At 63.7% G+C, this 12330-nt stretch carries 9 protein-coding genes and 1 riboswitch; of the genes, 7 read left to right on the top strand and 2 right to left on the bottom strand.

The window, feature by feature from the left end; translation table 11 throughout:
* Nucleotides 1-51: 51 nt before the first annotated feature.
* Nucleotides 52-741 carry a DUF6998 domain-containing protein gene (locus AOG28_RS07490; protein ID WP_054555909.1) on the bottom strand — a complete coding sequence of 230 codons (690 nt, stop codon included), beginning with the start codon at nt 739-741 and terminating at the stop codon, nt 52-54.
* 45 nt (nt 742-786) lie between these two features.
* Nucleotides 787-1233, bottom strand: a complete 447-nt coding sequence (locus tag AOG28_RS07485) for a DUF6998 domain-containing protein (RefSeq protein ID WP_200906750.1) — start codon at nt 1231-1233, stop codon at nt 787-789.
* Nucleotides 1234-1548: 315 nt separating this feature from the next.
* Nucleotides 1549-1657: riboswitch (guanidine-I (ykkC/yxkD leader) on the top strand.
* Nucleotides 1658-1710: 53 nt separating this feature from the next.
* On the opposite strand from AOG28_RS07485, the gene AOG28_RS07480 reads away from it, so the two are divergent.
* From AOG28_RS07480 to atzF, 7 genes are all read left to right on the top strand, one after another.
* Nucleotides 1711-2859 (top strand): putative urea ABC transporter substrate-binding protein, encoded by a 1149-nt coding sequence (locus tag AOG28_RS07480; RefSeq protein WP_082388472.1) that lies wholly within the window; start codon nt 1711-1713, stop codon nt 2857-2859.
* Between the two features lie 108 nt (nt 2860-2967).
* Nucleotides 2968-3792 (top strand): ABC transporter permease, encoded by an 825-nt coding sequence (locus AOG28_RS07475; protein ID WP_043332237.1) that lies wholly within the window; start codon nt 2968-2970, stop codon nt 3790-3792.
* Nucleotides 3789-4655, top strand: coding sequence for an ABC transporter ATP-binding protein (locus AOG28_RS07470; RefSeq protein WP_082388470.1), 867 nt, complete (start codon nt 3789-3791; stop codon nt 4653-4655). Before AOG28_RS07475 ends, AOG28_RS07470 begins: the two co-directional genes overlap by 4 nt.
* The gene (locus AOG28_RS07465; RefSeq protein ID WP_082388468.1) at nt 4639-5409 is read left to right on the top strand and encodes an urea amidolyase associated protein UAAP1; all 771 of its coding nucleotides are present in this window, start codon (nt 4639-4641) and stop codon (nt 5407-5409) included. Before AOG28_RS07470 ends, AOG28_RS07465 begins: the two co-directional genes overlap by 17 nt.
* 84 nt (nt 5410-5493) lie before the next feature.
* A complete protein-coding gene (locus AOG28_RS07460) occupies nt 5494-6204 on the top strand; it encodes an urea amidolyase associated protein UAAP2 (RefSeq protein WP_082388466.1) in 711 nt (236 codons plus the stop codon).
* Between the two features lie 193 nt (nt 6205-6397).
* A complete protein-coding gene (gene uca / locus AOG28_RS07455; protein ID WP_082388464.1) occupies nt 6398-10237 on the top strand; it encodes an urea carboxylase in 3840 nt (1279 codons plus the stop codon).
* On the top strand, nt 10237-12069 hold the full coding sequence (gene atzF, locus AOG28_RS07450) for an allophanate hydrolase (RefSeq protein WP_235506981.1): 1833 nt from the start codon (nt 10237-10239) through the stop codon (nt 12067-12069). The genes uca and atzF overlap by 1 nt, the downstream gene beginning before the upstream one ends.
* The last annotated feature ends 261 nt before the right edge of the window (nt 12070-12330 follow it).

Raw genomic sequence — 12330 nt, 5'->3', positions numbered from 1 at the left:
TACGAAGACGCCGGCCAAAGGCCGGCGTCTTCGTATCCCATCACAGCTGAATCACCCAGCAGATTCCTGAGCAATCTCCCTGATGACCAGGCTACCCAGCTGACGGGTGTTGTGCGGATTGCCGTTGCCATTCACCAGCGGCAGATTCAACTGTTTTGCCAATTCACGCAGCACTGGCTGAACAGGGCTCACTGACTGCATCCCCTGACCATCATCACGCTCTACTTCGATGCTGCCGTTCTCAAGCTCGCGAACAATACAAGACGCGTACATGACCTCACGCACGGCTTTCAGCTCGCTGCGCGGCTTCGTAGTCTTGGCCAATCGAGACAACGAGATACTCTGCTTGCCCGCGCGCTCCGGTGACATCAACGACCTTGCCTCTTCCAATGTGGCATCCAGCAACTTCTCGATCTGCATCTCTTCTGTATTGATACGCAGGATGATGATGCGCTCCACTTCATCCAACGAGCGGGGATTGAAAGCAACATGGCCTCCACCGCTCATCATCACAGTGGTTTTGACCGAGATTCGCTCACCGTCACCGCTTACCACGTCATAGCCGCGCTGATTCACCTCGGTCGCCATCTGACCATTGGTGATCAATGCAGCGTAAAGCTCACCAATGCGTCCGCAAAGATGACGTAGCTCAGTCGGCGGCACGCCCCAGTTCAGTTCTCGCTCGAACCAGGCCATTGCCTCACCCAAGGATTGGATGATCTGCATCTGTGAAAGTGCCATGATCAACTACTCATAGAAGGTTGACATATGCATAATGCATTTATATTACGGCCTTATACGCTCTTCAAAACGGACTGACTTGTTCATCACTTTCAGTTTTGCAAGAGAAATCTGAAACTGCCCGTTACTAGGTAATTTCTTTTCAGAAAACTGCTGCCAAACTAATGACCCAGGGCCATTATAGATTTCTTCAAAGCTACCATCGGGTAAAATCTTGATCACAATTGCATGCTCGGGCTCACTGCGAAATGCAACCGATTTCGCTTGTGTTGCCTTGATTTCGATCTTGGTACCGCACTTGGCGATAGCGTCATACCCTTTGTTGGAAGCAGTCAAAAGCTCTAGATCATATGCATTGGCAACTAGACACTCTCCTAGACTCCCTACCATATGGCCATCCGGAGTGAAATGTCGCCCGGGGAACATTTCTTCCAGCTCATTAACAATATTATATAAGTCGCCTACCAAGCTTTTGAGTTTATTTTTATCCACGATTTAGTCATCAATTATCCAAGGTAATCACATATTATCTTTACCATGTTTTGAAAACAACCAACTGTGTATTAAAAATATCTCTGAATTTCTCTCTCACTGGCCACTGGATAGCACTCACTCTCGACTGACTTCACCAAGGTGCAAGAGACGGAAGAATTCATCAAATTGGTGCAGCGTACGATTTCGATATGCATATCCATGCTGCATGAAATCTTATATAGCATTGTTTTATATGAAGAAATTCTCACAGGCACACTTCCTGCTAGACATTCACCGAGGCACCGATAGGCATACAACAATCGAAAATCTACACCAATGGAGCGCTAGGGTTCCGGTGACTGGCTGATAGCCGTCACGACTGGTCCGAGAGCACTCGACCTCCAAGCTGGGGGTTACACGGCGGGACAAAAGCCCGGGAGACGCAAAGCCTGTAAAGGTCGGCGCCTCTCACTTTTTCCGCCGGAGATAACGACAATGACCCAGCTCACTCGCCTTTCCCAGTCCGCGACTTCCCCCTCGGATGCCAGCGCCCAGGTGTCATCCGCTGCTGTCTCATCTGCTTCATCTACCGTTTCCCGAAACACTTCCAGACATGCCGCGCTGGCCGGCGCCCTGCTGCTTGGCGCATCGCTGAGCCCGCAGGCCATGGCGCAGGATTCCTTCAGCGTATGCTGGTCGGTGTATGCCGGCTGGATGCCGTGGGAATACGCGGACACCCAGGGCATCGTCGACAAGTGGGCCAAGAAGTACGACATCAATATCGATGTGGTGCAGGTCAACGATTACGTCGAGTCCATCAATCAGTACACCTCCGGCAATGTCGATGGCTGCGCCATGACCAACATGGACGCCCTAACCCTCCCCGCCGCCAGCAGCGTCGATTCCACCGCGCTGATTCTGGGCGACTACTCCGATGGCAACGACGGCGTGATGGTCCGCGACGGCGATTCCATCGAGTCCCTGAAGGACCGCGAGGTCAATCTGGTGCAGTTCAGTGTCTCCCACTACCTGCTGGCACGCGCACTGGACAGCGTCGGCATGAGCGAGCGCGACCTGACCACCACCAATACCGGCGATGCCGACATCGTGGCGCTGGCCAGCAACACCGACACCCAGGCGGTGGTGACCTGGAACCCGCAGCTGGCCACGCTCAAGGAGATGCCCGGCTACACCGAAGTCTTCAACTCCAGCGACATCCCGGGCGAGATTCTCGACCTGATGGTCGTCAACACCCAGACGCTGAAGGACAACCCGGACTTCGGCCACGCGCTGGTCGGTGCCTGGTATGAGGTGATGGAGAAGATGAAAGCCGGTGACGAAGACGCCCTCTCCCAGATGGCCGATGCCGCCGGCACCGACCTCGCCGGCTATCAGTCCCAGCTGGCCGCGACCCACATGTACTACACCCCCGCCGAAGCCGTGGCCGCCTTCAATGCGCCGAGTCTCAAGGACACCATGCAGCACATCGCCGACTTCAGCTTCGCGCAGGGCCTGTTGGGCGAAGGCGCCCCGGATGCCGGCTTCATCGGTATCGAGACCCCCGCCGGCGTCATCGGCAATGAAGGCAACGTGATGCTGCGCTTCGACCCGAGCTACACCGCCGCACTGGCCGACAGCCAGTAACGCCACGCGGTGGATGCCGCACACGCTCCGCGGGGCAGCCTGCCTCGCGGAACGTGAACCGACCGCCTCCCTCGACCGCACCCTCGTTCGCACCCGTGGAGCCCGCGCATGAAACGCCTGATCAATCTGACACCCTCCCGTGGTGGCCGCTGGCTGCTCGGTGGCCTGCCCTTCGCGCTGCTGGCCATCCTTTACATCGTGCAGTCCAACCAGCGACTGCTCGACAACCCGAATGACCGCCTGCTGCCGTCCTTCGCCGCCATGGGCGAGTCGTTCTCGCGACTGGCCACCGAGGTCAACGTGCGCACCGGCGACCTGCCGCTGTGGACCGACACCTTCGCCAGTCTCGAGCGCCTGCTGGCCGGCGTGCTGATCAGCGCGCTGATCGGCCTGACCGTCGGCCTGCTCACCGGTGGCCTGCCGCTGCTGCGCGCCAAGTTGTCACCGCTGATTACCGTGCTGTCCCTGATTCCGCCGATGGCGATCCTGCCGATCCTGTTCATCGCCTTCGGTACCGGCGAGCTGGCCAAGATCGCGCTGATCGTCATCGGCATCACGCCCTTCCTGATTCGCGACCTGCAGAATCAGGCCCTGCGCCTGCCCGATGAGCAGCTGATCAAGGCCCAGACGCTGGGCGCCAGCTCCTGGCAGGTGCTGACCCGCGTACTGCTGCCCCAGCTGACCCCGCGCCTTCTGAGCGCCACGCGCCTGGCTCTCGGCAGCGCCTGGTTGTTCCTGATCGCTGCGGAAGCCATCGCCGCCCAGGACGGCCTCGGCTATCGCATCTTCCTGGTGCGCCGCTATCTGGCGATGGACGTCATCCTGCCCTACGTGGCCTGGATCACGCTGCTGGCCTTCCTGCTCGACCGTCTGCTGGTGCTCGTCTCGACCCGCGCCTTCCCCTGGTACCACGCTGAGGAGAGCCAATCATGAGCCTGATCCACGCCAAGGGCCTCGAGAAGCACTACGGCCAGCAGGTCGTGCTGGAACGCATGAACCTGACCGTCGAGGCCGGAGAATTCATCACCCTGGTCGGCGCCTCCGGCTGCGGCAAGACCACCTTCCTCAAGCTGCTGCTGGGCACCGAGGGCGTCTCGCGCGGTGAGCTGCTGCTCGATGGCAAGCCCATCCCCGGCGAGCCGGGGCCGGACCGCGGCATCGTCTTCCAGAAGTATTCCGTCTTCCCGCACCTCACCGTGCTGGGCAACGTGATCATGGCCGAGGAGCTGGCACGTGCCCCGCTGACCGGCAAGCTGTTCGGGGCCAAGCGCCGTGAAGCGCGGGTCGCCGCCGAAGCGCGCCTGGCGGAAGTCGGCCTGTCCCATGCGCTGGACAAGTATCCGCATGAGCTGTCCGGCGGCATGCAGCAGCGCCTCGCCATCGCCCAGGCGCTGATGATGAAGCCGCGCATCCTGCTGCTGGATGAGCCCTTCGGCGCGCTGGACCCGGGCATCCGCAAGGACATGCACCAGCTGATTTTGCGCCTGTGGAAAGAACAGCAGCTGACCATCTTCATGATCACTCATGACCTCAAGGAAGCCTTCGAGCTGGGCTCGCGCGTCTGGGTGTTCGACAAGGTGCGTGTCGATGCGCAGGCCCCGCAGGCCTATGGCTCGACCATCACCTATGACCTGCCCACCGAGCGTAGCAAGACCAAGGCGTCGTCCCCGCAGCCGGGCTCTGTCAAAACGGGCTCTGGTCAACCGACGCCCGAGCACGAAGCGCTGATGACACCAGCCCACTCCGTTTCCCAAGCCACTCTCACCGGAGGCCAATTCAATGAACATACCGCTTGATGCCGCAACCGCCGCCCGCGCCAGCTTTACCGCGAGCTTTACTGCAAAGTATCAGACCCATCTGCCCGGCGGCCATCACTGGTCGATGCGCATGCCGCGTGGCAGCGCGCTCAAGCTGACCGCGAGCGAGGCCAACGCCAATGTCGGCCTGGTGATGTACAACCCGCTGGATACGCTTGAGCGCCTCAATCTGCCGGATACCCTCAAGGGTCAGCACACCTTCCGCCTCACCGAAGGCCACTGCCTGTATTCCGACATGGGCCGTATCTTCGCCTCCATCATCCAGGACGATCTCGGCTGGCATGACAGCGCCAGCGGCAACCTGATGGAGCAACACTTCGCCGCCAAGGGCTGGCACAAGAAGGCCTATCAGCAAGCCTTCAATGACTTCACGCCCAGCGGCCACGACAGCCTGCTGATCGAGATGGCCAAGTACGGTCTGGGCGAGCGCGACCTGTGCGCCAACCTCAACCTGTTCTCCCGCGTGCGCGCCGATGAAGACGCCAATCTGCACTACGTCGCGGACCACTGCGCCGCCGGCGACAGCGTCACCCTGCGCTTCGAGATGGACACCCTCGTCATGCTACACACCTGTCCGCATCCGCTGGACCCCGCCGAGGACTATCCGCTGCGTGGCGTGGACATGTCCTTCGGCACCGCGACGCCGATGGATGAGCACGACGCCTGCTATCTGTCGCGCCCCGAGAATGCCCGCGCCTACGCCAACAACCAGCTCTATCACCTGGCGGGCTGAGGCGTCCCCCGACAGCAGACGGACGCCACGGCGACTGGCTAGTGGCAAACGACGCCCCAGATGACAAGGACAAAGGACATCCCCATGTGCACCTCGACACTCGAATACCCACATGCCCACACCCCAGCCGCGACGGACGGTGCCCCGCTGAGCTACGCCGACCCCGCACAGCAGCCGCGCGAGCTTGAGCGCACCGTCGAGGCCGGCGACCACTTCATCGGCCTGGTCCGCGCCGGCCAGCACCTGCGTATCACCGACCTGCACGGCAATCAGGCCGCCGACACCCTGTTCTTCTCAGCCGACGACACCGCCGAGCGTTACAGCGCGATGGACACCGTGCGCGAGCAGGGCAAGGTCTACCTGACCACCGGCACGGTGCTCTATTCCACGCGTGGCCGTGCGCTGCTGACCATCACCGGCGATACCTGCGGCCGGCATGACACCCTGGGCGGCGCCTGCTCCAGCGAGTCCAACACCGTGCGTTACGACCTGGAGAAGCGCCACATGCACTCCTGTCGTGACAACTGGATGCTGGCCATCGCCCGCTACCCGAAGTACGACCTGACCAAGCGCGACATCGGCCACAACATCAATTTCTTCATGAACGTGCCGGTCACCGCCGATGGCGGCCTGAGCTTCGAAGACGGCCTGTCCGGCCCGGGCAAGTACGTCGAGATGGTCGCCGAGCGTGACGTCTACGTGCTGCTCTCCAACTGCCCGCAGCTCAACAACCCCTGCAATGGCTACGACCCGACACCGGTCGCCATCCGCATCAGCGACTCGCCCCTGGGCTGATCGGCCGAGCTGAGCCGCCGAGCTGAAAGCGAAGCTTTCGAACACGCATACGACAAGATAGGCCGAGCCCCACCTGACGATGTCATCTCTCTTGCATCACTCGTCAGCTCCCAAGGCTCTGCCCGGCTACCGGACGACCGGCAGCTCACAGTTTGAAGGCGGGACGACCCGCCGCCGGAAGGATGACTCCGTCATGTTCCACAAGGTCCTGATTGCCAACCGTGGCGCCATCGCCACCCGAATCCAGCGCACGCTGCGTGCCCTCGGTGTCCAGAGCGTCGCCGTCTACGCAGAAGCCGATCGTGAATCCCCCTTCGTGCGCGAGGCCGATGAAGCCTACAGCCTCGGCGAAGGTGCCGCCGCCGAGACCTATCTCGACATCGACAAGCTGATCGCCATCGCCCGCGAAAGTGGCGCCCAGGCCGTGCACCCGGGCTATGGTTTCCTGTCCGAGAACACCCGCTTCATCCAAGCCTGTGACGCCGCCGGCCTGGTCTTCCTCGGCCCGACCGTCGAGCAGATCCACGCCTTCGGCCTCAAGCACGAAGCGCGTACCATCGCCGAGAACGCCGGCGTGCCGCTGGTGCCCGGCACCGGCCTGCTGGACGATGTCGAGAGCGCACTGAGCGAGGCCGCCCGTATCGGCTATCCGGTGATGCTCAAGTCCACCGCCGGCGGCGGCGGCATCGGCATGCAGGTCTGTGACGACGAAGCCTCTCTCTCCCGCGCCTTCGATTCGGTCAAGGGCCTCGGCGAGCGCAACTTCGGTGATGGTGGCGTCTTCCTCGAGGCGTACATCGCCCGCGCCCGTCATCTGGAAGTGCAGCTGTTCGGCGATGGCGAAGGCACGGTGATCGCGCTGGGCGAGCGCGATTGCTCCAGTCAGCGCCGCCACCAGAAGGTCATCGAGGAATGCCCAGCACCCAACCTGCCCGAGCACGTTCGCGAAGACATGATCGCCACCGCCATCCGCCTCGGCGAAGCCGTCAATTACCGCAGCGCCGGCACCGTCGAATTCATCTATGACGCCGAGCGTCAGGCCTTCTATTTCCTGGAGGTCAATACGCGCCTGCAGGTCGAGCACGGTGTCACCGAGCTTGTGTGGGGCGTGGATATCGTCGCCTGGATGCTCAAGTTGGGCGCCGGTGAGCTGGGCAATCTGCGCGAGCTGGTCGCGCCGCTCACACCCCGCGGCCACGCCATGCAGGCACGCGTCTACGCCGAGAATCCGCAGCACGACTTCCGCCCTTCCAGCGGCCTGCTCACCGAGGTGGAATTCGCCAATGACGCCGTGACCGCCGCCCTCGCCGACGACAGCCAGCTGCGGGTGGATCACTCCATCGAGGCCGGCTTCGAGGTCCCCGCCTGGTTCGACCCGATGCTGGCCAAGGTGATGGTGCACACACCGACTCGCGAGCAGGCGCGCGGCGATCTCTCCAGGGCACTGGCGGCCTCTCGCCTCTACGGCATCGAGACCAACCGTCAGTGGCTGTCGCACCTGCTGGAAGACCCACGTTTCATCAATGTCGAGATCTACACCCGCTGGCTGGAAGGCCTCGAGTGGGCCGCGCCGACCTTCGAGGTGCTCGTGCCCGGCACTCTGACCACCGTGCAGGACATGCCGGGTCGCCTGGGCCACTGGGATGTGGGCGTGCCGCCCTCCGGCCCCTTCGATGACTACGCCTTCCGTCTCGGCAATGCGCTGCTGGGCAACGCCACCGATGCCGCAGGCCTCGAGATCACCCTCAATGGCCCGACGCTGCACTTCCACCGCGCCACGCGCGTGGTACTGGCCGGCGCGCCGCTGCCCGCCACGCTGTCCGTTTCAGCACCGCAAGACGGCGCTGCTGACGCCGCGACTCACGAGCTTGCCCTGTGGCAGGTGCATGAGATCGCCGCTGGCAGCACCCTGAGTCTGGGCAAGGTGGCTGCCGGCGCGCGCAGCTATCTGCTGATCGCCGGCGGCATCGACAGCCCGCAGTATCTGGGTTCGCGCGCGACCTTCACCCTGGGCCAGTTCGGCGGCCATGCCGGCCGTGCGCTGCGCAGTGGCGACACCCTGCCGCTGGCCGATCTCGCCGAGTGCCCCCCGCCCGCCCTGACCCGGCTGCCCGAGGCGCTGGTCCCGCAGGGCGCGAGCTTGGTCGCGGATGAACAAGGCGGGAACGCTCAAGACAGGACACAAGGCCGCGAATGGCAGATCGGCGTGCTCTATGGCCCGCATGGCGCGCCGGACTTCTTCACCGAAGACGACATCAGCACCTTCTTCGGTCACCGCTGGGAAGTGCACTACAACTCCAGCCGCACCGGCGTACGGCTGATCGGCCCACGTCCGCAGTGGGCGCGCGCCGACGGCGGTGAGGCCGGTCTGCACCCCTCCAATATCCACGACAACGCCTACGCCTTCGGCACCATCGACTTTACCGGCGACATGCCGGTCATCCTCGGTCCGGACGGCCCGTCGCTGGGCGGGTTCGTGTGCCCGGCTACCGTGGTCCGCGCCGAGCGCTGGAAGCTGGGCCAGCTGGCCGCCGGCGATCGCATCCGTTTCGTCGCGCTGACTCTGGATGAGGCTCGCGCCATCGAGGTGCAGCAGGACGCCGTGATCGCGGCCCTCGCCAGTGGCAAGCTCGACGCACTGGAACAGCACCTGACGGAGACCAGCGGTGCCACGCTGAGCGCCATCGCCGCAAAACGTCCGCGCCCCGATGACTCGCCGGTGCTCAAGCGCCTGAGCGCCGAACAAGGCGGCGAGCAGATCGTCTATCGCCGCGCCGGCGATGACTTCCTGCTGATCGAGTTCGGCCAGATGGAGCTGGATATCGCGCTGCGCTTCCGCGCCCACGCCTGGATGCTGTGGCTCAAGGAGCACCCGCTGCCCGGCCTGATGGAGATGACCCCGGGCATTCGCTCGCTGCAACTGCATTACGACCCGCGCAGCCTGACGCTCGAGACGCTGATGACGCATCTCGAACAGGCCGAAGTCGCGCTCAAGGATGTCGAGGACATCGAGATCGAGGCCCGCACCGTGCACCTGCCGCTGTCCTGGGATGACCCGGCGTGTCAGCAGGCCATCGACAAGTACCAGCGCTCGGTGCGCCCGGATGCCCCCTGGTGCCCGAGCAATCTGGAATTCATTCGCCGCATCAATGGCCTCGCCAATGAGGCGGCGGTACGCGAGACGGTGCTCAACGCCCGCTATCTGGTGATGGGCCTCGGCGATGTCTATCTCGGCGCGCCGGTGGCCACGCCACTGGACCCGCGCCAGCGGCTGGTGACCACCAAGTACAACCCGGCACGCACCTGGACTGCCGAGAACTCGGTGGGCATCGGCGGCGCCTATCTGTGCGTGTATGGCATGGAAGGCCCGGGCGGTTATCAGTTCGTTGGCCGCACGCTGCAGATGTGGAATCGCTATCGCCGCACTGAACACTTCACCACCCCGTGGCTACTGCGCGTGTTCGATCAGCTGCGCTTCCATCCGGTCAGCCATGCAGCGCTCGAGCAGATTCGTCGTGATCATCCACAGGGGCGTTACGACCTCAAGATCGAGAAGACCCGCTTCCGTCTCGCCGATTATCAGGCGCAGATCGCCGAGCACCAGGCCGAGACCGATGCCTTCCGTGAACGCCGCCAGGCGGCCTTCCAGCAGGAAATCGACGACTGGCATGCGCGCGGCCAGTTCACCTTCGAGGATCAGATCAACGAGGTGCAGGAAGCCGACAGCCTGAGTGATGACGAGCTGGGCATCGAGACGCCGGTCACCGGCAGCCTGTGGAAGCTGGAAGTCGCCGAAGGCGATGACGTCGAGGCCGGCCAGGTGGTGGCGCTGGTCGAGTCGATGAAGATGGAAGTCGAGATTCGCACCCATACCGCTGGCCGTGTCGTGCGCCTGCCGATCAAGGAAGGCAGCGGCGTCGCCCCCGGCCAACCGCTGATCGTACTGTCGACCGCCATCGAAGCCACGGATTCCGCTGATGCCAGCGCACCAGACAACGCCCAATCGACCCTGTCCTCCGAGGAGACGCTGTGATGATGACCCATACCCCGCTCAACCTGAGCATCACGGCGCTGAGCAAGGCCTATCAGGCCGGTGAGATGAGGCCGCGCCAACTGGTGGACGAGCTGCTGGCCGCGCAGGCCGAGACCGACGCCGCCTGGATCACCCGCCTGTCAGCACAACAGCTGGAACCCTATCTGGCACGTCTGGACGACGTGGCGCCTGAGTCGCTACCGCTCTACGGCATTCCCTTTGCGATCAAGGACAATATCGATCTCGCCGGCGTGACCACCACCGCCGGTTGCCCGGACTTTGCCTACACGCCAAGCGATGATGCCTTCGTGGTCAAGCAGTTGATCGCGGCAGGCGCGATTCCGATGGGCAAGACCAATCTGGACCAGTTCGCCACCGGGCTGGTCGGTGAACGCGCCTTGCCGGTCTACGGCACCCCGGCCAATGCCTTCGACCCCGCCTATGTGCCGGGTGGCTCCAGCAGTGGCTCCGCCGTCGTCACCGCCCAGGGCCAGGTCAGCTTCGCGCTGGGCACGGACACGGCGGGTTCCGGGCGGGTTCCGGCCTGCTTCAACAATCTGGTCGGCGTGAAGCCGACGCTTGGCCTGCTCAGCGCAGGCGGTGTGGTACCGGCCTGCGCGACGCTGGATACCATCTCCATCTTCGCGCTGGGCTGCGATGATGCCGCGAAGGTGCTGTCCGTCACCGCACAGTTCGATGCCGACAACCGCTGGGCGCGCGAGCATGACTTCAGCGTTCACGGCCAGGCCTATGGCGTGCTGCCCGACCTGACTGACCTGCGCATCGGCGTGCCGCCGCGTGCTCAATGGCATACCGACAGCGATTACAGCGGCTACATGGAAGCCGCGATGCGCCAGTGCAAGGCGCTGGGGGCCGAGCTGGTCGAGCTGGATTGCAGCCCGCTGCTGGCCGCCGCGCGCCTGCTCTATGAAGGTCCGTGGGTGGCGGAGCGCTATCACGCGGTGCGCGAGCTGATCGAGCGCAATCCCGAGGCGCTGCACCCGGTAACCCGCGAGATCACCCTCGGCGGTGCCACGCCGCTGGCCGTCGATGCCTTCGATGCGCGCTATCAACTGGCCGAATACCGCCGTCAGGCCGAGGCGCTGCTGGCGCAGGTGGACGTGATGCTGGCGCCGACCACGCCGCGCCTGCCCACCAAGGCGGAACTGGCCGAGGCGCCGATCGCGGTCAATTCCGAGCTGGGCACCTGGACCAACTTCATGAACCTGCTGGATCTGAGCGCGCTGGCCGTGCCGGCGGGCTTCAATCGCCAGGGCCTGCCGGGGGGCGTGACGCTGTTCGCGCCGGCCTTCGAAGACCTGCAGCTGCTCAGCATCGCGCGTCTGCTCGAGCACGAATTCGCGCTGCCGCTGGGTGCCAGCGCCGTCGCCCGTCCCCAGGCGCGTCTCGCGGAAAGCCAGCTGCCCGCGGCGGCCAATGGCCGACTTGAGATCGCCGTTTGCGGCGCACACCTCAGTGGCATGCCGCTCAATCATCAGCTCACCCAGCGCGATGCCCGTCTGGTCGCGCGCACTCACAGCGCGCCCAGCTACCGCCTCTATCAACTGGACGACGCGACACCCGCCAAACCGGCCATGCTGCGTGCCCCGCAGAACGGCACCAGCATCGTGCTGGAGGTCTGGTCACTGCCCATCGGCAGTGTCGGCAGCTTCCTCGCCGGCATCCCCTTCCCGCTGGGACTGGGCCAGATCGAACTCGAAGATGGCCGCTGGGTCGCCGGCTTCATCTGCTCGGTGTCCGCTGACAGCGGCGTGCCGATGACGGACATCAGCGAGTACGGCGGCTGGAAGGCGTGGGTCGAGCGCGAGTAAGCGCGCCGTAACCCCTGATCCGCAACCTCTGATCCGTAACCCCTGATCTATAACCCTCAGCCGCCCTGCACCACAAGACAAAGAGCAACAGTTCTGAAACGAAACGCCCCGCGACCGGATGAACGGTCGCGGGGCGTTTCAGTATGTCGCTTGCGTGCGTGGCCTGAATGCGTGGAGCGCGCGCGTGGCCCACATGCATGGCCTGTATGAGAGGCCCGGCGGCTGTCTCAGGCCTGCCGCATGACCAGACCCATCGCCCGA

The organism is Cobetia sp. UCD-24C (assembly GCF_001306765.1).
GTDB lineage: Bacteria > Pseudomonadota > Gammaproteobacteria > Pseudomonadales > Halomonadaceae > Cobetia > Cobetia amphilecti.
The sequence above is the reverse complement of the archived record's forward strand: the minus strand, read 5'-3'. Positions and strand labels throughout refer to the sequence as shown.

What these genes read in the sequence shown, in the direction of transcription:
- AOG28_RS07490 (WP_054555909.1), bottom strand. Translation starts at nt 741, where the DNA reads ATGGCACTTTCACAGATGCAGATCATCCAATCCTTGGGTGAGGCAATG.
- AOG28_RS07480 (WP_082388472.1), top strand. Translation starts at nt 1,711, where the DNA reads ATGACCCAGCTCACTCGCCTTTCCCAGTCCGCGACTTCCCCCTCGGAT.
- AOG28_RS07475 (WP_043332237.1), top strand. Translation starts at nt 2,968, where the DNA reads ATGAAACGCCTGATCAATCTGACACCCTCCCGTGGTGGCCGCTGGCTG.
- AOG28_RS07470 (WP_082388470.1), top strand. Translation starts at nt 3,789, where the DNA reads ATGAGCCTGATCCACGCCAAGGGCCTCGAGAAGCACTACGGCCAGCAG.
- AOG28_RS07465 (WP_082388468.1), top strand. Translation starts at nt 4,639, where the DNA reads ATGAACATACCGCTTGATGCCGCAACCGCCGCCCGCGCCAGCTTTACC.
- AOG28_RS07460 (WP_082388466.1), top strand. Translation starts at nt 5,494, where the DNA reads ATGTGCACCTCGACACTCGAATACCCACATGCCCACACCCCAGCCGCG.
- uca (WP_082388464.1), top strand. Translation starts at nt 6,398, where the DNA reads ATGTTCCACAAGGTCCTGATTGCCAACCGTGGCGCCATCGCCACCCGA.
- atzF (WP_235506981.1), top strand. Translation starts at nt 10,237, where the DNA reads ATGATGACCCATACCCCGCTCAACCTGAGCATCACGGCGCTGAGCAAG.